Origin of the sequence: Xenophilus arseniciresistens, from assembly GCF_028023875.1 — a bacterium.
Lineage (GTDB): Bacteria > Pseudomonadota > Gammaproteobacteria > Burkholderiales > Burkholderiaceae_C > Xenophilus > Xenophilus arseniciresistens.
This window is the reverse complement of sequence record NZ_JAQIPB010000014.1, coordinates 58,369-79,896: the sequence shown is the minus strand read 5'-3', so window position 1 is coordinate 79,896 and position 21,528 is coordinate 58,369. Positions and strand designations below refer to the sequence as shown.

Genomic DNA, 21,528 nt, shown 5'->3' with positions numbered 1-21,528 from the left:
TCGGCCGATCCGCAGCGCACGGGCCAAACGAGTTTTTCAACCTTCAGGAGTCAAGAACATGACGATCAAACTGGGCATCAACGGCTTCGGCCGCATCGGCCGCAACGTGCTGCGCTCGGCAGTGCTGAATTTCCCCGACATCGAAGTCGTGGGCATCAACGATCTGCTGGAGCCGGACTACCTGGCCTACATGCTGCAGTACGACTCGGTGCATGGCCGCTTCAAGGGCGAGATCGCCGTCGAAGGCAACACGCTGATCGTCAATGGCAAGAAGATCCGCCTGACGCAGGAACGCGACCCGGCCAACCTGAAGTGGAACGAAGTCGGCGCCGACATCGTTCTGGAATCCACCGGCCTGTTCCTGACCAAGGAAACGGCCCAGAAGCACATCGACGCTGGCGCTAAGAAGGTGATCATGTCCGCGCCGTCGAAGGACGACACGCCCATGTTCGTGTTCGGCGTGAACGACAAGAGCTACAAGGGCGAGGCCATCATCTCCAACGCCTCGTGCACCACCAACTGCCTGGCCCCGCTGGCCAAGGTGCTCAACGACAAGTGGGGCATCAAGCGCGGCCTGATGACCACCGTGCACGCCGCCACCGCCACGCAAAAGACCGTGGACGGCCCGAGCAACAAGGACTGGCGCGGCGGCCGCGGCATCCTGGAAAACATCATCCCCAGCAGCACCGGCGCCGCCAAGGCCGTGGGCGTGGTGATCCCCGAGCTGAACAAGAAGCTCACGGGCATGTCCTTCCGCGTGCCCACTTCCGATGTGTCGGTGGTGGACCTGACCGTGGAGCTGAACAAGGACGCGACCTACAAGGAAATCTGCGCCGAAATGAAGGCCCAGTCCGAAGGCGCGCTCAAGGGCATCCTGGGCTACACCGAAGACAAGGTGGTGGCCACCGACTTCCGCGGCGACACCCGCACCTCCATCTTCGACGCCGAAGCCGGCATCGCACTGGACGGCACCTTCGTCAAGCTGGTGAGCTGGTACGACAACGAGTGGGGCTACTCGAACAAGTGCCTGGAAATGGCACGCGTGGTCAGCGGCAAGTAAACCCGCCAGGCAGCGCATCGCTTGCTGCAGGAAGGCGCCTTCGGGCGCCTTTTTTTGTGGGTGGGCCGCAAGGGCTGCATGCCTTGCCCGTCCTACGTGCGACGCCCCTGTCCACTGGCAGGGCCTGCGTGCGCGAGGCCTCAGCATCGCCGGCATGTTTCACAACCCCCATGAGGATTCCGACCATGCCTTCTCTTCTGCTGTGGCTGCTGGGCGTTCCGCTGAGCGCCATCATCCTTCTGAACCTGTTCGGCATTCTCTGAACGCCAGCGGCGCCCGCGTGGCGCCGCTAGACTGCACGCTCGACGACGGAAGCTGGCTGCAGGAGAGCATGGCGCTGATCACCTTTCTGGTGGAGGACAACTCCACCATCCGCGAAAACCTCATCCCAGCCCTCGCCGACCTGGCCGATGCGCCCGTGGTGGGCGTGGCCGAGACCGAAGCCGAAGCCGTGAAGTGGCTGCAGGAGCACCGCGATGTGTGGCACCTGGCGGTGGTCGATCTGTTCCTGCGCGAAGGCTCCGGCCTGGGCGTGCTGCAGCGCGCCTGCCAGGGCCGCCAGCCGCACCAGCGCGTGGTGGTGCTGACCAACTACACGCAGCCCGACATCCGCGCCCGCTGCCTTGAAATGGGCGCCGATGCGGTGTTCGACAAGTCCAACGAGCTCGACGACTTCCTCGACTATTGCTCGCAGGACAGGCCTTCGCAGCTGAGCCCGCTGGTCTGACGCCCCACCCGCGCGCGGCGGGGCTTTGTGCCCGATGGGCGCCTGCACTGGCTAAGCTGTGCGCCCATGGACCGTCCGCGCCTGCTTCGCCGAGCCTTCCTGCTGATCCTCAGCGCCGCCGTGCTCACGGCCTGCTGGCTGCTGCCCGTCGACCGCCATGCGCGCGAGCAGGTCAATGCCGGCCTGCAGCGCTCGCTGACGGCCTTTGCGGCGGCCCGCACCCTGGGCGCGGCGGTGTCGGTGGTGCAGAGCGTGCGCGTGGAGGCCGTGGTGGGCGTGGCCCCTGGCGAGGCGCTGCGCCCGCTGTCCGAACTCATCGACCGTTTTGCAGCCGTCATGCTGGCGGCCAGCGTGGCTTTCGGGGTGCAGCTTCTGCTGCTGGGCGTGGGCGGGCATCTGGCCGTGTCCATCTCGCTGACGGCCGCGCTCATCGCCTGGGCCGTGCTGCGATGGCGCGGCAGCGGACAGCCCGAGGCGGTGCCCGCCTCTTCACGCACGCTGCGCTGGCTCACGCCGGTGCTGATCGGGCTCTTGATGGCGCGCTTTGCCGTGCCGCTGTCGGCCCTGGCCAACGAGGCCGCCTATCGCGCCGTGATGGCCGGCGAGTTCCAGGGCGCGATGGCCGGCCTGGAAGGCGCGTCCGCCAGGGCCGAAGCGGTGGCCGCCGAGCCGCGCGCGGCGGACGAGGCGTCAAAGAGCACCGTGGAGCGCATGCGCGCGTGGGTCGAGCGCCTGAAGTCCACACCCGCGGCCATCGACGCGCTGCTGCAGTCGGCCAGGGAATGGGCGACGCAGATCGTGCGGCTGATGGCCGTGTTCGTGCTGCAGACTGCGGTGCTGCCGCTGGCCTTTGTGTGGCTGTGGTGGCGGATCGCGCGAGGGCTTGTGGGCGCGCCCCTGCGCTGATCCGGGCTCACGCCCGCCCCGTTCAGCGGCCCGCGGCCGCGGGTTCAGGCCGCTCCTCGCGCCCGTCGGGATGCCGCGCGAAGCGCTGCGGATCGCGCCCATGCACGGGCGCGTCGTCCGCCCAGGGCCAGCCGCCGAACTGGGTGCGGCGGTAGTCCTGCATGGCCTGCACGATCTCGGCCTGCGTGTTCATCACGAAGGGGCCGTACTGGGCCACGGGCTCGCCGATGGGGCGGCCCTGCAGCAGCAGCAGTTCCACCGGCGCATCGCCCCCGGCGGTGAGCGCCACCGCCTGCCCGGCCCGCAGCTCGATCGCCGCGGGGCCGCGCACCTGCTGGTCGTCCAGCTGCAGGGCTTCGCCGCGGAACAGGTAGAGCATGCGGCGCGTGTCGGCACCCGCGGCGGCAGGCAGGGTCCATTGCGCACCGGCCTCCAGCCGCACGGTCCAGATCGCCACCTCAGCATCGGCCTGGGCGGCCCAGGAATCGGGCGGCGGCGCCAACGGCTGGCTCACGCCGGGGCCGCCGTCCACCGGCGCGAGCCGGCCCGCGACCACGCGCACATCGGTGCGCCGGCCTTGCGCGTCGGTGCCGTGCCACTGCGGCACTTCATCGGCCCAGAACATGGTGAAGTGCGGCGTCGCCATCTTGCGGCGCGCCGGCAGGTTCAGCCAGATCTGGAACAGCTCCAGCGGGTTGTCCTGTTCCTGGTTCAGCAGCGGGAACATCTCGGCATGCTGGATGCCCGCGCCGGCCGTGAGCCACTGCACGTCGCCCTGGCCGTAGCGCGCCGCGGCGCCCAGCGAATCGGCATGGTCGATCAGCCCCTGGCGCACTACCGTCACGGTCTCGAAGCCGCGATGCGGATGGCCCGGAAAGCCCGGCACGGGGTGGCCGTGGTAGAGGCTCCAGCCGTCCTTGCGGCTGAAGTCGGAGCCGATCTGGCGGCCCTGCACGGGCGCGTCGGGCGCCATCTGCGCATTGGCGCGCGGGTAGGCGTCGTCGTGATAGGCGCAAAAGAGAAAGGGGTCGATCGTGGGCCAGGGAAAGCCCAGCGGATGGACCTGGAGGATGGAGGAGCTGGCGGGCGTGGACATGGGTCACCTGCACGAAAAGGACTGCGCAGCCGATCTGCCGCGCCATGGGGGATAGGTGGAGGCAGTGTGCGCGCTTTCCAGCCATCCACCAGCGCCATGGCTGCAACAGTGAAGGCCCGGCATTGGGACAAAGCGGGGTGCTCACAGCGAAAGAGGTAGGCCTCGTCCGACTCGTGCGAGGGCTGCTGGCGGCCACGGCGTGCGCCGCCAGGCGCGTACGGTACTGCCCAACGGTTACTTTTTTCTTCGTATGGCCTGCCTTCCAAGCCCTTCACCCGGCGTGCGAGGTCGCGGCGCCCTTTTGCGAGCACCATGACCTTGCGCATCTTTCTGGTCGAAGACAACAAGACGATTCGCGACAGCCTGATCCCTGCGCTGGAGGATCTGGCCAGCGCGCAGGCCGTGGGCTACGCCGAGAGCGAGGATGCGGCCGTGGAATGGCTGACCGAACATTCCGACGCCTGGCAGGTGGCCGTCATCGACCTGTTCCTCAAGAAGGGCTCGGGCCTGGGCGTGCTGCGCCGCTGCCTGCAGCGCCAGCCCCATCAACGCGCCGTGGTGCTGAGCAACTACGCCACCGACGACATGCGCACCCGCTGCCGCGCCCTGGGCGCGGACGCGGTGTTCGACAAGTCCAACGAGCTCGAGGACTTCATGGACTGGTGCAATGGGCAGCGGTGGCGGGCGGCCTGATCGCCCGCCTGGCGTTCAGTTCGTCGGCCGGCGCACCACCTTCACTCAGTGGTGATCTCAGTGGTGATGCCCGCCCGCGCCATGCACATGGCGGTGGGCAATCTCTTCCTCAGTGGCTTGGCGCACGCCCGCGACGGTGAGCTGGAACTTCAGCGTCTTGCCGGCCCAGGGATGGTTGCCGTCCAGCAGCACCTGCGGGCCCTTGATCTTCACGACCGTGAACACGGCATCGCTGCCGTCGTCGAGCTGGCCGCGCAGCTGGCCGCCCACCTTCACGCCCGGCGGGAATTCGCTCTTGGGGATGCTGCGCACCAGGGCCTCGTCGCGCTCGCCAAACGCGTCGGCCGGCGCCAGGGTCAGCGTGGTCTGGAAGCCCGTGTCCTTGCCGTCCAGCGCTTCCTCGATCTTGGGCAGCGTGTTTTCGTAGCCGCCATGCAGGTAGGCCATGGGTTCCTTGGCGGCCTCGATGAGCAGGCCGGTGGTGGCGTCGCTGACCTTGTAGCGCAGGGTGACGACGGAGTCCTTGGTGATGGGCATGGTGCGAAAGCTCGGGCTGGAAATTGAAGCCGCATTGTCGACCAATGCCGCAGCCCGAACCGCGTGGTGGGCAACCGGTGGCCGGGCTGCGCCTGTTCCTACATGGGCGGCGCCGGGCGCGCCTTTAGGGTGGTGTTTTCATCCACCCCGCAAGGAGATCGCCATGAGCCGGAAGACCGCCACCGACAACCCCTCGATCGCGCCCTCGGGCACCGACCCGGACCGCATCGACCTGCGCTCCGAAGCCGGGCTGCGCGAATGGACGCGCAAGCTCGACGTGAGCGAAGCGCAACTGCAGGAAGCCATTGACGCCGTGGGCGACCGTGCCACCGATGTGGAGCTGCACCTCAAGGGCAGCCGCAGCACCACCAACCAGGAAAGCGTGGCCCAGACGCCGGCCGGCAACGGCTGACAGCCGGCCGCGTGCGCATGCGCTAAGGTGAGGGGCCGTTGATCCCCTGTTTCTTCTCTTTCTTTTTCTTCCCTCACCTGCCACGGACACCGCATGCGCGCCAAGGACCTGTTCCAACTCTGCAAGAAGGCCGTGCAGGCCTGGAGCGACGACTACGCACCCAGCATGGGCGCGGCCATCAGCTACTACACGATGTTCTCCATCGCGCCGCTGCTGATGATCGTGATCGCGGTGGCCGGCTACCTGTTCGGTGAAGAGGCGGTGCGCGGCGAGATCGTGGAGCAGCTCTCGGGCCTGATGGGCGCCGACGCAGCCGGCGCGGTGCAGGCCCTGGTGGCCAATGCCAGCCGCCCCGGCAAGGGCATCGTGGCGGGCGCCATCGGCATTGGCGTGCTGGTGATCGGTGCCACCACCGTCTTTGCCGAACTGCAGAGCGCGCTGGACCGCATCTGGCATGTGCCGCGCGAACAGAAACGCGGCGGCGCGCTGGCCACGCTGTGGGCGCGCGTGCTGTCCTTCGGGCTGATCCTGGGCCTGGCTTTTCTGATGATGGTCTCGCTGGTGGTGAGCGCCTTCCTGGCCGCGCTGGGCAGCTGGGTGGGCGCGCTGCTGCCGGGCTGGGAGCTGCTGCTGCAGGTGCTGAACCTGGCCATCGCCTTCGCCACCATGACCTTGCTGTTCGCCATGATCTACAAGTTCATGCCTTCGACCCGCATCGCCTGGCGTGACGTGTGGGTGGGCGCGGCCGTGACCTCGCTGCTGTTCCAGGTCGGCAAGACGGCCATTGCGCTGTACCTGGGCCGCAGCGGCATGACCGAGGCCTTCGCCGCCGCGGGATCGCTGGTGGCCGTGCTGGCCTGGGTCTACTACGCCGCGCAGATCTTCCTGCTGGGCGCGGAGTTCACCAAGGTGTATGCGCAGGAACATGGCTCCCTGAGCGGGACACCGGCGGCGGCCTGAAGCCGCTCCCGCGAATCGAGCGGCAACAATCCGACCCCCGCCCCTTCTTCTTCCGCTGCGCCGCAGGTGCAGCCGTGCCCGCCATGGAAATCGAATTCAAGTTCCACATCCCGGCCGATCGGCTGCCCGCGGTGGAAGCCGCCCTGCGCGAAGGCAGGACAAGGCGCACCCGGCTGCAGGCGCGCTACTTCGACACGGCGGACCACGCCCTGGCGGCGCAGGGCATCGTGCTGCGCTTGCGCAAGGAAGGCCCGCGCTGGGTGCAGACCGCCAAGGCGGCGGGCCGGGGCGTGCTGCAGCGTCTGGAACACAACGTGGACCTGGGCCCGGCCAAGGCCGGCGCGGGCGCGCCCGAACCCGACGTGCAGCGCCACGCGGGCACGCCCGTGGGGGAGCGGCTGGCCGAAGTGCTGGGCGCTGCAGGAAAACCGCTGCAGCCCACCTATGGCACCGACATCTGGCGCCTCACGCGCAAGGTCGAGCACCAGGGCTGCACGGCCGAGCTGGCGCTGGACCTGGGCGAGATCCGCGCCCATCCGTCCGACGGACAGGCGCCGCGCGTGGCGACCGTGCGCGAGCTGGAGCTGGAGCTGCTCGCCGGCCCCGTGCATGGCCTGACCGCGCTCGCGCAGCAGTGGGCGGCGGCGCACGGGCTGTGGTTCAGCACGGTCTCCAAGGCCGAAGCGGGGCTGCGCCTGCTGCACGGCAAGCCGCAGGTGCCGGCCGTGAAGGCCCGGCCGCCAGCCTACGCCGCCACCGGGGCGCCTGCCGGGCCTGCGCTGCTGCGCGCCGTGGTGGCCGCCTGTCTGGCGCAGATATTGCCCAACGCAAGCGAGATCGCAGCCGGCAGCGAGGACGCCGATCAGATCCATCAGCTTCGCATCGGCCTGCGCCGCCTGCGCACGGCCCTGCGGACGCTGGCGCCGCTGGCCGGCCCGGCGGCCGAGGGCGCCGCCTGGGGCCAGGCCTGGGAGCCCGCGCTGGTGAGCGCCTTCCGCGCGCTGGGTGAGCTGCGCGACGGCGAGGAGGTGATGGGTGCCGTGCAGTCGCAGCTGCAGGCCGCCGGCGCACCGCCGCTGGACCCGCCCGCGCCCGCCGCCAACGCGCCCTCTGCGGCCGAGGTGGTGCGCGCGCCCGCGCTGCAGGCGGCCCTGGTGGCGCTGATCGGCTTCAGCGCCGACGAGGACGAGGCGCAGGGGCCCGATGCCGAAGCCGCGCTGGGCCACGTGCGCGAGCGGCTGGACAAGCTGCACCGCCAGCTGCGGCGCGCGGGCCGGCGCTTTACGGGGCTGACGCCCGAAGAGCGGCACAGCGTGCGCAAGCGGCTCAAGCGGCTGCGCTACCTGGCCGAATTCGTGGCGCCGCTGTTCGGCGACAAGAAGAGCGAGCGCTACCTCGAAGCGCTGCGCCCCGCGCAGGACGCGCTGGGCCACTACAACGACGAGGTGGTGGCCCAGGCCATGCTGCGCCAATGGACGGCGCACGACAGCGCCGCGTGGTTCGGCGTGGGCTGGCTGAAGGCGCACGAGGCCGAGCGCGTGCAGGCCTGCGCCCGGGCGCTGACGGCCGCGCGCGATGCCAGGCCCTTCTGGCGCGACGCCCTCAAGAACACAGGCCAGAACGACAGGAACGGGCGCTGAAGCCGCAGCGCCTGGGCCAGCAGGTTCAGCCGCGCAGCAGCAGGCCCAGCAGCCCCGTCGCCAGCGCAGCCGCCACGGCAGCCGACGCCATGGCCAGCTGGTGCAGCCGGCGCCGGTTCAGCTCGGCGCGCTGCACCAGCATGGCGTTCTGGTCCGCCAGCGCCTTGATCAGCTCCGAGGAGGCCTGCATCTGTTCGGACAGCCGGCGCACCTCGGCTTCCAGCCCCTGCACCCGCGCCTGGAGCGCTTCGGTGGGCGCGAGCGCGGGCTGTGCGGTGGCCACGGCGTCGGCGTCGGCAGCAGGCGCCGCCTTCTTGCGCAGGCCCACCGAATTCCACAGCCGCGTCGCGCCTTCGGCCACCTTGGGCGCGTTGTCGATCACCTGACCCCAGGGGATGTTCGACAGGACGGTGAGGATGGCTCCGGTGGACATGGCGTGGCTCCTGAATGCAGGCGCCATGGTGGCACAGCCGGCCACGTCGGCCGCAGCGGAAGCACTACGGCACGGCGGGGCTCAGCGCGGCAGGTAGCGATCAGCCAGTTGCGTGGCCTGCGCGGCCAAGCGCGTGAGGCCGCCCGTGCCGCTGGCGGCGCGGCCGATCAGCGCCCCGCCCACGGCGGCCTTGAGCAGGCGACCGCCCACGGAGCGGCTGCGCCCCGCGGCCAGCAGCGCCAGCACACCCAGGCCCAGCACGATCACGTGCTCGCCCGGCAGATCGGCGCGCCGTGCGTCGGCTTCGCGCAGTGTCTGGAGCCAGTTGCCGGAGACGGGCTCCCCGTTCTCGTCCAGGGATTGGGCGTCGGAAAAAAGGCGTGTGTTCATGAGAAAGACGCATGGTGCATTCCAGCCAACGCAGCGAAGCGCCGGCATCAGACAAGCCCGCATTCTGGCCCCGTCAGGAAATGCCCCACGCCGCCCACGCCGCGCCGGCCCGTAGGCAGGGGCCGCATCGCGCGCGCCCCGGCGCGGGGCACCGGGCCGCCACGGCCACCGGAAACAAGCCGGAAACCGGGCCGGCCCGCCCCATCGGCCCACCCGCCGCCAACAAATTTGGATCTTCGTAAACATTCGTAGCGCAAGGCAGTGCTTGGCAGGCATGCTTTCAAAGCGATAGCGCACCCCGCGTAAACGCCAATTTGCGCCCCGTTCTTGCTAAGCAGAATGGGTGACCTTGGTTTCAAGCGCTTACAGATCGCTGCCACAGTTTCTCTTTCCGCACCTTGCCTGACCGCACGCCTGCCGCCATGACCTCGCCGATCTCCTCCCGCTCGCTCGCAACCCTGGGTGCCGCCGCGCTGATCCTGTGCACGCTGACGCCTGCGCAGGCCACGGCCAACCCGCCGATCCAGATGGCGCCGCAGGGCGTCGAATACATGTGCGGCGGCCAGCGCGGGGCGGAGGAGCTGGCCTTCATGGAAAAGGTGTCGCCGCGCTGGGGTGCGACGCTGGAGTTCGCCGTCAACGGCGCGCCGCGCGGCAAGTTCGCGGCGCCGGTGCAGATCAGCATGCGCAACAAGTACAACGGCGAGCATGTGCTGCAGGCCAAGGCCGACGGCCCGCTGATGGTGGCGCGCCTGGCGCCCGGCACCTATGAGGTGCAGGCCACGCTGGGCACGCTGACGCTGACGCAGGAAGTGGTGGTGCGCCTGGGCCAGCCCGGCCGCACGCTGTTCCTGTGGCCTTCGAATTTCGACATCGCCTCGGCCACCATGCCCAGGCAGACCCTGGCCCAGGGCCGCTGAGCCGGCTGCGACCAGCCGGTCGGCCCGGGCGCACCGCGCCTGCGCCCCATCACCCTTCTTCGGAGCCCGCTCGGGCAAGCGGGCCCCGCCCACCCCAAAGCGGCGCAGGGCGATTTCCGGAGACTTTTGTAAGCATGTTTCTCCTTTGCGACACGGGCTGACGCGCTTCAGCGTATGCTGCAACGCAGCATAATGCCCGCCCCATGCCCCTGGTCCCGCTCACTGTCCTGACGACGCTGCTCCATGTCTACATGGCGCTGCGGCTCACGCCTGCGCTGATGCAGGCGGGCGGCGCCTGGGCATTGCTGCTGCCCGTGGCGCTGGCCGTGTCGGCGCTGTGCATGCCGCTGCCTTTTGTGCAGCGGCCCTGGCTGCGCTCGGCAGCCGGGCGGCGTGCGCAATGGCTGGGGCTGACGGCCATGGGCTGGTTCTCTTCGCTGCTGCTGCTGACCCTGGCGCGCGACATCGGCCTGTTGCTGGCCACGGGCGTCCACTGGGTGGGCCTGGCCGATCTGGATCTGCCGCGCTGGCAGCAGGCCAGCGCCTGGGCCGCGCTGGGCCTGGCCACCGCCGTGAGCGTTGTGGGCTACTTCAATGCCCGCCGCACGGCCACGGTGCGGCACGTGCAGGTGCCCATCGCCCGGCTGCCGCAGCAGCTGCACGGCTTCACCATCGCGCAGCTTTCGGACATCCACGTGGGCCACACCATCGGCCGCGCCTACATCCAGCGCATCGTGGAACGCGTGAATGCGCTCAAGGCCGACATGGTGGCCATCACCGGCGACCTGGTGGATGGCACCGTGGCCGAGCTGCGCGAGCACATCGCGCCACTGGGCCAGCTGCGCGCTCGGCACGGCACCTTCGTGGTCACGGGCAACCACGAGTACTACGCGGGCGCGCAGCCCTGGATCGACGAGCTGCGCCGCCTGGGCCTGCACGTGCTGCTCAATGAACACGTGGTGCTGCAGACGCGCAACGTGCAGGGCGCGCAGACCGACGAGGAGGTGCTGGAAAGCGCGCTGGTGGTGGCCGGCGTGACCGACTACACGGCCGGCCATTTCATCGCCGAGCATGCCAGCGACCCCCAGCGTGCCCTCTGGGACGCCCCGCCGCTGGTCCACACCCGCGTGCTGCTGGCCCACCAGCCGCGCAGCGCGCCGGCTGCGGTCGAAGCCGACTTCACGCTGCAGCTGTCAGGCCACACGCATGGCGGCCAGTTCTTTCCGTGGAACCTGTTCGTGCCGCTGCAGCAGCCCTTCACGGCCGGGCTGCACCGCGTGCAGCAGAAGATGTGGATCTACATCAGCCGCGGCACGGGCTACTGGGGCCCGCCCAAGCGCTTTGGCGCGCCCTCGGAGATCGCGCTGATCACGCTGACCTGCGAGCGCTGAGCGGAGCGGCCCTCAGGCTCCCCTGGCGCGCAGCCGGCGCGCGCTGATTTCCATGCCCAGGTACAGCAGCGCCGCCACGCCCAGCGGGATCCAGTAGTACACGGCGCGATAGCACAGCACCGCCGCCAGCAGGGCGTTGCGCGAGGGCGAGCCTTCGGTGCCCATCAGCAGCGCCACCACCACCGACTCCAGCACGCCAAGGCCCGCAGGCACGCGCGAGAGCAGGCCCGCCACCGCGCCGATCAGCAGCACGTTCAGCGCCAGCGGGTAGCTCACGTGGCCCTGCAGCAGCACGAAAAGCGCCGCGCCCATCACGGCCCAGTTGCTGCACGACATGAGCAGCTGCAGCAGCGCCATGCGCCAGCCCGGCAGGTCGATGACCTGGCCGCGCACCTGCCATTCGCGCCGCCTGGAGAACGCACACATGGCCACGTAGGCCAGGGTGAGCAGCGCCATGCCCGCGCCCAGTGCACGCAGCGCCAGGGTGCCCAGGTGCCAGCCTTCGGGCAACTGCGGCGGCCAGAGTGCGAAGGCCAGGCCGGCCAGCAGGAAGTAGCCCAGCCAGTTGGTGAGCATGCTGGTGCCCACGATGCGCGTGACCGTGCCCGCGTCCAGCCCCAGGCGGGTGTACAGCCGCACGCGCATGCCGATGGCGCCCACGATGGTGCCCATGTTCAGGTTGAAGGCGTAGCTGACGAAGGTGACCGCCATCACCGTGGGCGCGGGCAGGGTGTGGCCCGTGTAGTGGCGCCCGATCAGGTCGAAGCTGGCGTAGATCAGATGGCTCAGCGCCGCAAACGCAGCCGCAGTGGCGAGCACGGCCCAGGGGTAGGCGCGCATGGCGCTGAAGACCTCCGCCCATTCCACCGTGCGGGCCTGGTACACCAGCAGCACGGCCACGAAGGCCAGGAAGCCCAGCACCACCACCCGCTTGAGCCAGGGCCACCACGCGCTCTCGCGCCAGTTGGCCATGCGCGCCGGACGCCCGGCCTTCACCGCCGCCGCGCGCTTTTCATCTGCGGCGGCGGGGCAGGAAGCGGTGGCGGAAGCGGCCATGGCATTGCGAGGCGAGGGCGAAGGCACAGGGGCGGCAGGGCGCGGCTCAGGCGCAGTCCGTCTGCGGCGCGCCGGTGTTCACCGGCGTGCCCTGCGTGCGCGCCGCGGCCCCGTCGGCCAGGTCGGTGGCGTGGGCCGGCTTCAGGCGCGGCGCGTGCCGTGGCAGCCAGCGGGCCCAGGTGGGGAACCAGCGCATGAAGTGGAAGACGAAGAAGCTTCGCACCAGGCGCCAGCCGCTCCATTCCTCCTGCAGGTCTTCGGAGCGCACCTGCTGGCAGGCCTCGCACATCAGTTGCTCCAGCCTTTCATGCAGCAGCGCATTGAAGGCCGCATCGCGGATCAGCACGTTGGCTTCCAGGTTCAGCGACAACGACAGCGGATCGAGGTTGCTCGAGCCCACCGTGCTCCACACGCCATCGGTGAGCGCCACCTTGCCGTGCAGCGGGCGCTCGCAATATTCGTAGATGCGCACGCCGGCGTGGATCAGGTGGTGGTACAGCATGCTGGCCGCCGTCTTCACGATGGGCATGTCGGGCTCGCCCTGCAGGATCAGCCGCACGTCCACGCCGCGGCGCGCGGCGCGGCGCAGCTCCTTGATCATGCGGTAGCCCGGGAAGAAGTAGGCATTGGCGATGACGATGCGCTCGCGCGCGGTGCGGATGGCCGCGAGGTAGTGGCGTTCGATGTCGCTGGTATGGCGCCGGTTGTCGCGCACCACGAACATCATCTCGGCCTCGCCCGTGGGCGCGTTGCGCACGTCGGCCGTGGTCTTGAGCCGGCGGCGGAACCAGCCATGGCCCTTGCCGCCCACGGCCACCGCGCGCAGCACGAAGCGGTGGATCTCATCCACGATCGGGCCGGTGATCTGCACCGCGTAGTCCTGCTTGGCCTCGGGGCCGAAGTCCAGCAGGTGATCGGCCGAATAGTTGATGCCGCCGACGAAGGCCAGTCGCCCATCGACCACCACGATCTTGCGGTGCATGCGGCGAAACACGTTCAGGCGCTGCCCCATCAGGCGCCTGCCCGGATCGAACACGCGCAGATGCACGCCGGCCTCGCGCGCCTCGTCGATGAAGCGGGCCGACAGATCGGGCGAGCCGAAGCCGTCCACCATCAGGTCCACCCGCACGCCGCGGCGCGCGGCTTCGCACACGGCCGCGTGCAAAGCCAGGCCCACCTTGTCCTCGAACAGGATGAAGGTCTCGATCACCACCTCGCGCTCGGCGGCGCGGATGGCTTCGAACACGCGCGGGAAGAACTCCTCGCCGTTCTCCAGCAGGCGCACGCTGTTGCCTGCATGCCATTGGCGGGTCTTGCCGGTCATCGTCGTCACGTCCTCGTCACGGTGGCTCTGGGGCCCGGGTTCACAGCGAAATCTCCGCCACCAGCGGTGCATGGTCCGACAGGTGCGACCACGGCTGGCGCGGCAGCACCACCGGCGCATGGGCCTGGGCGTTGCGCACATAGATACGGTCCAGCGGCAGCAGCGGCAGGCGCGAGGGGAAGGTGCGCGCAGCCGCGCCGCGCGCGCTGCGGAATACCTCGAACAAGCCCGCACGCTCTTCCAGCAGCGCATGCGCGCGGTTGCGCCAGTCGTTGAAATCACCGGCCACCACCAGCGGCGCATCGGCCGGCACCTCGTCGCGCACGATGTGGCACAGCAGCTCCAGCTGCTGCTGGCGGTGCGATTCGGCCAGGCCCAGGTGCGCGCAGATGGCATGCACGTCCACCGTGCGGCCCGGCAGCCGCAGCACGCAGTGCAGCAGGCCGCGCTTCTCGGGCCCGGCGATGGACACGTCGTGGTTGCGGTGGTGCACGATGGGGAACTTGGACAGCAGCGCATTGCCATGGTGCCCGCGCGGGTACACGGCGTTGCGGCCATAGGCGAACTGCGGCCACATGGTGTCGGCCAGGAATTCGTAATGCGGCGCCTCGGGCCAGTTGTTCACGCGCTGCTGGTGCCGCGAATGCGTGCCCATCACCTCCTGCAGGAACACCACGTCGGCGCCCACCGTGCGCACCGCCTCGCGCAGCTCGGGCAGGATGAAGCGGCGGTTGAGCGCCGTGAAGCCCTTGTGGGTGTTGACGGTCATCACCTTCAGCGAGGTGGGCGATGGCCCGGCCGAAGCAACCGCCGCCTGCGCCCGCGCAGCTGCGGCGCCGGGCGCCTGTGAAGGCGCCGGGGCCGCAGAAGTGGGGGTGGGATCGGTGAGATAGGACACACCCTGTTTGTACGAAGACGCCCGGGCTCAGCGCTGTAGGAAGGGGCGAGAAATGCGCCCCAGCCTTCTTCCGGCGCGCCTGCGCCCGCATGGCGGCCAAACGGCCTCCTACACGCCGCTGCCGCCGCGCCTCACATCGCGGCCCCAGGCGCCTGCCTAAGTTGAGGCTGTGCCTGGTGCCAAAGCGCCCGCAGCGCGAAGGCCCCGGCATTCACTCACTCATCAACCAAGGAGTTCTCACATGAACCGCAACGCTCGCACCCTCACGCTGCAAGGCCTGGCCGCTGCCGGCCTGCTGGCTGCTGCCTCGATGGCCCATGCCCAGTCGAACCCGGCCACAGTGCCGGTCATGAAATCGGGCGAAGCCAGCACCCAGACCCTGGCCGGTGAACCCAACCCCACGCAGCGCCCCGGCGTGGGCATGCCCGCCGACCGCGCGGCCGTGCGCGCCGACGCCGTGATGAACAACCGCAACCCGGCCACGACGGCTGTCCCGCCCGCAGGTGAGGCCAGCACGCGCGTGATGGGCCAATCCAACGCCACGCCGCCCGTGGGCCAGCTGACGCGCGAGGAAGTGCGCCAGAGCGCCCTACACACGCCGCGCCCCTTTGGCGACACCGGCCAGCGCCCGGACGTGCCCACCAACCCCACCACCTACACGGGCACGCCCAAGTAAGCGGGCTGCAGTGATCGCACTGTCCACGCCCCAAACACACACACGCCAAAGAACAAGCCCCGCACCGAAGCGATTCGGGCGGGGCTTTTTCGTGGCGGTGGCGCGGTGATCAGCTTTGCGTGCTGGGTGCGGCGCTGCTCTTGTGCTCGGCACCGTGATGGCGGTGCGGCCCATGGCCGTGGCGCGGGCCGCCAAAGCGCTTCGCGGTCTCGGCATCGAAGGTCTTCTGCTGCTCGGGCGAGAGCTGCGCGTAGAACTGCTTCGTGGCGGTGGCGCGCTCGGCAAAGCGGGCCTGGCGTTCGGCCTGGCGGGCCTGCATGCGGTCCAGGCGCTCGGGCGTCGTCAGCTTGGCGAAATCGGCACGCGTGAAGCGCGGCTGGCCGGCGGCTGGCGGCGCGGGTGGCTTGATGGCGCCCGTGTACTGGGTCCAGGCCGCTTCCTGCGTACCGCTGAGCTTGAGCTTGTCCTTGAGCTGCGCCTGGCGTTCAGCCATGCGCTTTTGCATGCGGGCATGGCGTTCGGCCGGGTCCAGCTTTTTCTTCTGGTGCTGATCGGCGCGGTGGCCGGACTTCTCGGCCCTGGCCTGCGCAGCTTCCTGCGGGCTCGGCCCTGAAGGCGCCATCTGAGCCTGCACCGGCGCGCTCACCGGTGCCGGTTGCTGCGCCGAGGCAGCGAAGGCGGCCGACGCCATCAGGCTGGCCCACAGAACACGTTGGCGAAGAGAGATCATGCTTGGCTTCCTTTGCATCAATCCGCTGACAGCAAAAAGTGCAGCGGGTGAATGAAGTGTGGGCAGAAGGCGTCAACCCGGCGTGGCGGCCGGGTCAAGAAGTTGCCGGTGAAGGTAAAGAAATCCGGGCGCGCTTTTTTTCGTCTCAGATCTCATCCATGAAGCGGACCTTCACGCTCTTGCCCTTCACGCCGCCCCTGCTCAGCTTCTGCTGCGCCCTGGCTGCAAGCGATCGCTCCACGGCCACATAGGTCGAAAACTCATTGACGTTGATCTTGCCGACCTGTTCGCGGGTGAAGGGCGGCACATCGCCCGCATCGCCTGTCAGCGCACCCAGCACATCGCCGGCACGGATCTTTTCCTTGCGCCCGCCCACGATCTGCAAGGTCACCATCGGCGGCAGCAGCGGCTCCTTGCTGGCGGGGGTGAGCGCTTCGAGCTTGTGCCATTCCGATTCGGCTTTCTGCAGCTGCTCGATCTTTCCCACGTTCCCCATCTCATCCATGCTGACCAGGCTGATGGCCCAGCCTTCTTCGTCGGCACGGCCCGTGCGGCCAATGCGGTGGATGTGGACTTCGGGGTCGGGCGTGACGTCCACGTTGATCACCATCGCGAGCTGCGCAATGTCCAGCCCGCGCGCGGCCACATCGGTGGCCACCAGCACCGAACAGCTGCGGTTGGCGAACTGCACCAGCACCTGGTCACGCTCGCGCTGCTCCAGCTCGCCGAACAGCGCCAAGGCGCTGAAGCCCTGGTCTTTGAGGTAGCTCACCAGCGCGCGGCACTGCGCCTTGGTGTTGCAAAAGGCCAGCGTGCTGGCCGGGCGGTAGTGCCGCAGCACATCGGCAACGGCCGCCAGGCGGGCTTCGCCTTGCGCGCTGTGGGGCACCTCGTACCAGCGCTGCTGGATCTTGGTCTTTTCATGCTGGGCCTGCACCGTGATCGTCTGCGGCGCCTTCATGAACTGGTGGCTGAGCTTCTCGATCCCTTCGGGATACGTGGCTGAGAACAGCAGCGTCTGGCGCTCCTTGGGGCATTGCCTGGCGACCGTGCAGATGTCGTCGAAGAAGCCCATGTCGAGCATGCGGTCCGCCTCGTCGAGCACCAGCGTGTTCAGCGCCTCCAGCGTGAGGTTGCCGCGCGCCAGATGGTCCATGATGCGCCCGGGCGTGCCCACCACGATGTGGGCGCCGTTCTCCAGGCTGGCCGTCTGATTGCGCAGCGGCACACCGCCGCACAGCACCACCACCTTGATGTTCTCTTCCGCGCGCGCCAGGCGACGGATTTCAGTCGCCACCTGATCGGCCAACTCGCGCGTGGGGCACAGCACGACGGACTGCACCGCAAAGCGCCGCGCATTGAGATTGGCCAGCAGCGCAATCCCAAAAGCGGCCGTCTTGCCGCTCCCGGTCTTGGCCTGCGCGATCAGGTCCTTGCCCAGCAGCGCCACCGGCAGGCTGGCCGCCTGGATGGGCGTCATCTGCGTGTAGCCAAGCTGGGTGAGGTTGGCCAGCACGTGAGGGGCCAGGGGCAGGGCGCTGAAGTCGGTGGGGGTGGGGGTCATGGGGGGATTGTCGTGAGGCGGGGTTCTTGAGCGGTTCGGGTGGCTTTGGAGGCTGCACATAAGGTCGAGGCTTGACCGCGTTGCGCCACGCGTCAACATAGCGCTCCTCGCACAGCACCGCCGCATGGCCATCCAGAAGCCCGATCACTCGAAGAACCAGCACCAGTGCAGGCGCACAGTGCGCTAGGCTCGATGCGCGAGAAGGGATCTTTGCTGCAAGGAGTGGCGCTGCCATGACCGACCGCTACCAAGCTACCGGGACCGAGGGTGCGTTTGAGCCGGGCTCCAACGGCCAGGTGCTGCGCAACCTCGTGGGCATCCGCTCAGCCGATGACATGGACGCCTTGGAGTTGCGGCTGTTGGCGGAGCTGTACGACGCGGTGCTGTTGCAGGACTTTCCGGACCGAGCGTTGTCCGTGGCAGACCTCAGGCATTGGCACCACCTGTGGCTGGGCAATGTGTATGCCTGGGCGGGGCAAGAGCGCTCGGTGAACCTGGGCAAAGGCGGTTTTCAGTTCGCCACGGCCGCGCTGTTGCCAGCGTTGCTGGGCAATTTCGAGCGGGAATGCCTGGCAAGATGGACACCCTGCGGCGCCGTTGCTCCCGAAGAGGTGGCGAACGCCATTGCTGTCACCCATGTGGAACTGATCCTGATCCACCCTTTTCGCGAGGGCAACGGCCGCTTGTCACGTCTGCTGGCGGACGTGATGGCCGTGCAGGCAGGCCATGAGCCCCTGGACTACAGCAGCTGGGAACAGAACAAGCCGGCGTATATCGCCGCGATTCACGCGGGGCTTGGCGGCGACTACGGGCCGATGACGCAGCTTGTGGCCGAAGCCATGGCTGCTGGCGATGCCAGCCTCAGCGGGCCAGTTTGATGTGCGCGAAGCGCACCGTGGCTTGCTTGAGCTGCTGTTCCAGCTGGGCTACCGTGCGGCCCGTTTCCACTGCGGTGGAACTGGCCACGGCACGCAGCAGTGCCTTGCGGCTGGGCTTTTTGCGTTGCAGCGCTGTGGTTTTGAGCATGCTGTGGTCTTGCGGCTTGAGCAGGCGATTATCGGACGCCTTTCGCATGCCCGTCACAACAGAGGCATGCCCGCAGCGCCCACTGAAATTGAAAGGCGCGGCCTATGCATCTCGCCCTGCGCCCGGAGCGCGTCACCAGACTCACTTTCCATCACCCCCATCCGCCACCCACGGGTATTTGGCCTGCTCCACCTGCTTCAACAACGCCTCTCGCTGCCGCCGCGGAATCCCGCGGATGCCCTCGGCCACCCACTGCAGGCGCTTGGGGTCCAGCCCGCCTTCCTTGGACCAGCGTTCGGCCGCCAGGCCGGGCGCGTGCAGCATGCTGGCCAGCCACACGGCCTGGGCGGGCTCCAGGCGTGCTGCGCTGCGCTTGAAGTAAAGCTGCGCGGCCGCTTCGGCGCCGCACACGCGGCCCCAGGGGGCGTTGTCCAAATAAAGCTGCAGGATGCGCGCCTTGCCTAAAGTGCTTTCCATTTCCACGGCGTAGAGCAGTTCGCGCAGCTTGCGCTCCAGGCTGCGTTCGCTGCCGGTGACCAGCATCTTGGCCAACTGCTGCGTCAGCGTGCTGCCGCCGCGGTCGATGCCGCCCTTGGCCTGGTTGCGGTCCAGCGCGGCGCCCAGTTCGATCAGGTCGTAGCCCGGGTGCTGGAAGAAGCGCTGGTCTTCGGCCGCGATGACGGCGCGCGCCAGCCAGCTCTGGTCCGTCAGGCGGCTGGGGGCGCCGCAGCTGCTGCGCGCGCCCAGCATGGCTTCGGTGCCCAGGCCTTCGACATTGAATTGCGCCACCTGCGGCTGCAGCTTGAAGGCGCCCGAAGGCTGGCTGATCTGCGCATGGAGCGCCAACGTGCCGCTGATGCGCGCGCGCTGCAGTTCGGGCAGGTGCGGCGCGGCGACCGCGTACCAGCGCGCGATGGGGGCTTCCTGCATCTGCAGGTCCACGTCCAGCGCGGTTTGCGACAGGCGGCCGGTCCATTGGCCGCGCAGGGGCGCGTCTGCCGCGGGCAGGCGGCCTGCCAGCTCGCGCGGCGGTGCGGCTTCCAGCGTGCCGCGCAGGCGACTGGCGTCACGGTGCAGGCCGATCTGGAGGTGATCGAGCTGCAGCGGCTGCGAACCCAGGGCCGCCACCTGCGCGTTGCACGGGGCGCAGCGCAGGTAGAGCAACTGGGCGCTGTCCACCCAGCGCAACTGCACGGGGCCGTAGCGGGTGTTCAGGCGCAGGCCGTCCAGCCTTGGCGCCAGCCAGGGCGAGGTGGCCACGCGCAGCAGCGTGGGCACGCCCAGCTCCAGCGTCAGGGGCCCCACCTTGCGCTCGATCGCCCATTCGCCTTTGGCCGGCGCCAGCCCGATCCTGACGACCAGCGCCAGCGCGACGGCCCCGGTCAGCACCAGGGCCAGCAGCCCGAACAGCACGATGCGCAGCGCTCTTTTCACGACAACAACTCTTCCTTCGCCGCCACCCGCGGGGTGGGTGGCCGGCTCTTCTTGCGGCAGCCTGCATGGTGCCATGTTCCTGCGACGCACATGCGCGCAGGCCGCACGGCGATCACGGCAGGGGCGTGGCCAGGGTGACGGCCTGCCAGGGGCCCGCAGACTTCCCGCCGACGCCCGCCCAGTACCAGGCCGAGGTGTCGGTGAAGGACTGGCCCGCCGCGTCTTCGATGCGCTCGCACACGCGCACGGCGTGCTCGCGCCGGGCCGTGAAGCAGCGCCACAGGCGCTCCTGTGCGTCTCGCTCCAGCCGCGCCTGCTCGATGCGCCAGCCCAGCGCGCGATAGCAGTCGGTGGCCGGATGCAGCATGCGCGTGGGTTCGGTCACATGGCGCATGACGAACACGCGCGCGCCATCGGTCATGCGCGCGATCTGGCCCGGGAACTGGCGCGCAAAGCGCGCTTCCACCTCGCCCAGGGCCAGCGGACGCAGCGCGGCGCCGTCCCATTGCCGCGGCCATTCGTGCGCAGCGCTGGTGGCGGCAGCCGCATGGGCCGGTGCGCGCAGGGCGCCGGCCGTGCCCCACAGCAGGCAGATGCCCAGCACGGCCGCGAACACGAGCTTGTGCAGCGTGCGATGCACGAAGCTGTTGGCCAGAAAGAAAAGGCGATCAGGCATGCGTGTCCACATGGCGGGCTCCAGCTGTGGTGATCAGACCGGCAGGCCGGGCAAAAAAGCCGCTGGCCGGTGCGATGGCGCGGCGCGCAGGCCGGCTGATGAAGAACGCGATGCCGCCGCACACCGCGGCTAGCACGGCCAGGCCCAGCGCTTCGTGCGCCCAGCCGGGCAGGGCGCGGTCTGCGCCTTCGGCCGCCACCAGCAGCGCATTGCGCAGCACATTGCCGCCCAGCACCAGCGCGCTGACGACCGGCAGCCGGGCCAGGAAGCTGCGGCCCGAACAGCGCGTGATGAACAGCGCCGTGGCGCAGGCCGTGAAGTAGCCCAGCCACACCATCTGCACGCCCGAGCAGGGCGCATCGACGATCACCAGCCGCCCGGCGATCCACAAACTGGCGCCTTCGCGCGCCACGCTGCTGAAGAAGGGCATCAGCAGCCACTGGCTCAGTTCGGCCGTGAGCACGCGCAGCGGGTAGCCGGCATAGAACTGCAGCGAAGACAGCAGCGGCAGCGCCAGCACGGCCAGCCCCAGCACGGGCAGTGCGGCCACACCCTGCGCTGGCGATGCCGTGCCGGCCTGCACGGGCGGCCGCGGCAGAAAGGCCAACAGACCGCAGGCGATGGCCAGCACGGCCATCAGGCTGGTCAGCAGCGGCGGGAAGGCTGGCAGCGGGCCCAGTCCGGTGCGCAGCAGCGTGGCGGCCATGGTGGCGGCGCCGGCCAGCAGCAGCCAGCCCAGGCGCGGTGCCGTGCGCAGCGCGCGGCGCTGCTGCCAGGCCAGCGTGGCCAGGGCGGCCAGCGCCAGCAGGCCCAGCGGATCGTCGGAGCCGTCGGCCAGCCGGCGGGCCATCCACCACCAGGCAGGCCACAGCGCGAGCGCCTGCGCGGCCAGCCAGAAGGGCGCGCCCACGCGGTCCAGGCGGATGCCGGCATCAAGCCAGCGCGGGTGATGTTGGGCGAGGTGAGTGAGGGTCATGGC

24 protein-coding genes are annotated in these 21,528 nt (G+C 69.4%); 11 read left to right on the top strand and 13 right to left on the bottom strand.

The window, feature by feature from the left end; genetic code table 11:
* Positions 1–58 precede the first annotated feature (58 nt).
* From gap to PGB34_RS22585, 3 genes are all read left to right on the top strand, one after another.
* The gene (gene gap / locus PGB34_RS22595) at positions 59–1,060 is read left to right on the top strand and encodes a type I glyceraldehyde-3-phosphate dehydrogenase (RefSeq protein ID WP_271430371.1); all 1,002 of its coding nucleotides are present in this window, start codon (positions 59–61) and stop codon (positions 1,058–1,060) included.
* Between the two features lie 331 nt (positions 1,061–1,391).
* Entirely contained in the window at positions 1,392–1,787 is a 396-nt protein-coding gene (locus PGB34_RS22590; RefSeq protein WP_271430370.1) for a response regulator, read from the top strand.
* A 66-nt stretch (positions 1,788–1,853) separates the two neighbouring features.
* A complete protein-coding gene (locus PGB34_RS22585) occupies positions 1,854–2,693 on the top strand; it encodes a hypothetical protein (protein WP_271430369.1) in 840 nt (279 codons plus the stop codon).
* A gap of 22 nt (positions 2,694–2,715) precedes the next feature.
* On the opposite strand, the gene PGB34_RS22580 is transcribed toward PGB34_RS22585, so the two are convergent.
* Positions 2,716–3,789, bottom strand: a complete 1,074-nt coding sequence (locus PGB34_RS22580; RefSeq protein WP_271430368.1) for a pirin family protein — start codon at positions 3,787–3,789, stop codon at positions 2,716–2,718.
* A gap of 312 nt (positions 3,790–4,101) precedes the next feature.
* On the opposite strand from PGB34_RS22580, the gene PGB34_RS22575 reads away from it, so the two are divergent.
* Entirely contained in the window at positions 4,102–4,482 is a 381-nt protein-coding gene (locus PGB34_RS22575; RefSeq protein WP_271430367.1) for a response regulator, read from the top strand.
* Positions 4,483–4,539: 57 nt separating this feature from the next.
* On the opposite strand, the gene PGB34_RS22570 is transcribed toward PGB34_RS22575, so the two are convergent.
* On the bottom strand, positions 4,540–5,019 hold the full coding sequence (locus PGB34_RS22570) for an FKBP-type peptidyl-prolyl cis-trans isomerase (protein WP_271430366.1): 480 nt from the start codon (positions 5,017–5,019) through the stop codon (positions 4,540–4,542).
* Positions 5,020–5,182: 163 nt separating this feature from the next.
* Here PGB34_RS22570 and PGB34_RS22565 point away from each other — a divergent pair, with 163 nt between their 5' ends.
* The 3 genes from PGB34_RS22565 to PGB34_RS22555 all read left to right on the top strand — a co-directional run bounded on the left by PGB34_RS22565 (position 5,183) and on the right by PGB34_RS22555 (position 8,031).
* Positions 5,183–5,431: a DUF3606 domain-containing protein gene (locus tag PGB34_RS22565; RefSeq protein WP_271430365.1), complete on the top strand. Its 249-nt coding sequence runs from the start codon at positions 5,183–5,185 to the stop codon at positions 5,429–5,431.
* 93 nt (positions 5,432–5,524) lie between these two features.
* On the top strand, positions 5,525–6,391 hold the full coding sequence (locus PGB34_RS22560) for a YihY/virulence factor BrkB family protein (protein WP_271430364.1): 867 nt from the start codon (positions 5,525–5,527) through the stop codon (positions 6,389–6,391).
* An 83-nt stretch (positions 6,392–6,474) separates the two neighbouring features.
* On the top strand, positions 6,475–8,031 hold the full coding sequence (locus PGB34_RS22555) for a CYTH and CHAD domain-containing protein (protein ID WP_271430363.1): 1,557 nt from the start codon (positions 6,475–6,477) through the stop codon (positions 8,029–8,031).
* A 25-nt stretch (positions 8,032–8,056) separates the two neighbouring features.
* Here the strand turns inward: PGB34_RS22555 and PGB34_RS22550 are convergent, their stop codons facing one another.
* Both PGB34_RS22550 and PGB34_RS22545 read right to left on the bottom strand, forming a co-directional pair.
* On the bottom strand, positions 8,057–8,464 hold the full coding sequence (locus tag PGB34_RS22550) for a hypothetical protein (RefSeq protein WP_271430362.1): 408 nt from the start codon (positions 8,462–8,464) through the stop codon (positions 8,057–8,059).
* A gap of 81 nt (positions 8,465–8,545) precedes the next feature.
* Positions 8,546–8,854, bottom strand: coding sequence for a hypothetical protein (locus PGB34_RS22545; RefSeq protein WP_271430361.1), 309 nt, complete (start codon positions 8,852–8,854; stop codon positions 8,546–8,548).
* 422 nt (positions 8,855–9,276) lie between these two features.
* On the opposite strand from PGB34_RS22545, the gene PGB34_RS22540 reads away from it, so the two are divergent.
* Both PGB34_RS22540 and PGB34_RS22535 read left to right on the top strand, forming a co-directional pair.
* Positions 9,277–9,774, top strand: a complete 498-nt coding sequence (locus tag PGB34_RS22540; protein WP_271430360.1) for a hypothetical protein — start codon at positions 9,277–9,279, stop codon at positions 9,772–9,774.
* A gap of 203 nt (positions 9,775–9,977) precedes the next feature.
* On the top strand, positions 9,978–11,165 hold the full coding sequence (locus PGB34_RS22535; RefSeq protein WP_271430359.1) for a metallophosphoesterase: 1,188 nt from the start codon (positions 9,978–9,980) through the stop codon (positions 11,163–11,165).
* Between the two features lie 12 nt (positions 11,166–11,177).
* Here PGB34_RS22535 and PGB34_RS22530 read toward each other — a convergent pair whose 3' ends face one another.
* From PGB34_RS22530 to PGB34_RS22520, 3 genes are read right to left on the bottom strand one after another with little or no spacing between them, the layout of a single operon-like run.
* The gene (locus PGB34_RS22530; protein ID WP_271430358.1) at positions 11,178–12,221 is read right to left on the bottom strand and encodes a lysylphosphatidylglycerol synthase transmembrane domain-containing protein; all 1,044 of its coding nucleotides are present in this window, start codon (positions 12,219–12,221) and stop codon (positions 11,178–11,180) included.
* A 46-nt stretch (positions 12,222–12,267) separates the two neighbouring features.
* Positions 12,268–13,545 carry a cardiolipin synthase ClsB gene (gene clsB, locus PGB34_RS22525; RefSeq protein ID WP_271430357.1) on the bottom strand — a complete coding sequence of 426 codons (1,278 nt, stop codon included), beginning with the start codon at positions 13,543–13,545 and terminating at the stop codon, positions 12,268–12,270.
* A gap of 40 nt (positions 13,546–13,585) precedes the next feature.
* A complete protein-coding gene (locus PGB34_RS22520; RefSeq protein WP_271430356.1) occupies positions 13,586–14,314 on the bottom strand; it encodes an endonuclease/exonuclease/phosphatase family protein in 729 nt (242 codons plus the stop codon).
* Positions 14,315–14,684: 370 nt separating this feature from the next.
* On the opposite strand from PGB34_RS22520, the gene PGB34_RS22515 reads away from it, so the two are divergent.
* Entirely contained in the window at positions 14,685–15,119 is a 435-nt protein-coding gene (locus PGB34_RS22515) for a serine/threonine protein kinase (protein ID WP_271430355.1), read from the top strand.
* Between the two features lie 109 nt (positions 15,120–15,228).
* On the opposite strand, the gene PGB34_RS22510 is transcribed toward PGB34_RS22515, so the two are convergent.
* Positions 15,229–15,849, bottom strand: a complete 621-nt coding sequence (locus tag PGB34_RS22510) for a Spy/CpxP family protein refolding chaperone (protein ID WP_271430354.1) — start codon at positions 15,847–15,849, stop codon at positions 15,229–15,231.
* A 145-nt stretch (positions 15,850–15,994) separates the two neighbouring features.
* Positions 15,995–17,413 carry an ATP-dependent RNA helicase DbpA gene (gene dbpA, locus PGB34_RS22505; RefSeq protein ID WP_271430353.1) on the bottom strand — a complete coding sequence of 473 codons (1,419 nt, stop codon included), beginning with the start codon at positions 17,411–17,413 and terminating at the stop codon, positions 15,995–15,997.
* 233 nt (positions 17,414–17,646) lie between these two features.
* Here dbpA and PGB34_RS22500 point away from each other — a divergent pair, with 233 nt between their 5' ends.
* The gene (locus tag PGB34_RS22500; protein ID WP_271430352.1) at positions 17,647–18,291 is read left to right on the top strand and encodes a Fic/DOC family protein; all 645 of its coding nucleotides are present in this window, start codon (positions 17,647–17,649) and stop codon (positions 18,289–18,291) included.
* On the opposite strand, the gene PGB34_RS22495 is transcribed toward PGB34_RS22500, so the two are convergent.
* The 4 genes from PGB34_RS22495 to xrtQ form a co-directional block, all read right to left on the bottom strand.
* Positions 18,275–18,439, bottom strand: a complete 165-nt coding sequence (locus PGB34_RS22495; protein ID WP_271430351.1) for a hypothetical protein — start codon at positions 18,437–18,439, stop codon at positions 18,275–18,277. The two genes, PGB34_RS22500 and PGB34_RS22495, sit on opposite strands and share 17 nt — an antisense overlap.
* A 141-nt stretch (positions 18,440–18,580) precedes the next feature.
* The gene (locus PGB34_RS22490) at positions 18,581–19,873 is read right to left on the bottom strand and encodes a biosynthetic peptidoglycan transglycosylase (RefSeq protein WP_271430350.1); all 1,293 of its coding nucleotides are present in this window, start codon (positions 19,871–19,873) and stop codon (positions 18,581–18,583) included.
* Positions 19,874–19,985: 112 nt separating this feature from the next.
* Positions 19,986–20,549 (bottom strand): hypothetical protein, encoded by a 564-nt coding sequence (locus tag PGB34_RS22485; protein WP_333909043.1) that lies wholly within the window; start codon positions 20,547–20,549, stop codon positions 19,986–19,988.
* Positions 20,542–21,525 (bottom strand): exosortase Q, encoded by a 984-nt coding sequence (xrtQ, locus tag PGB34_RS22480; RefSeq protein WP_271430348.1) that lies wholly within the window; start codon positions 21,523–21,525, stop codon positions 20,542–20,544. Before xrtQ ends, PGB34_RS22485 begins: the two co-directional genes overlap by 8 nt.
* Between the last annotated feature and the right edge of the window lie 3 nt (positions 21,526–21,528).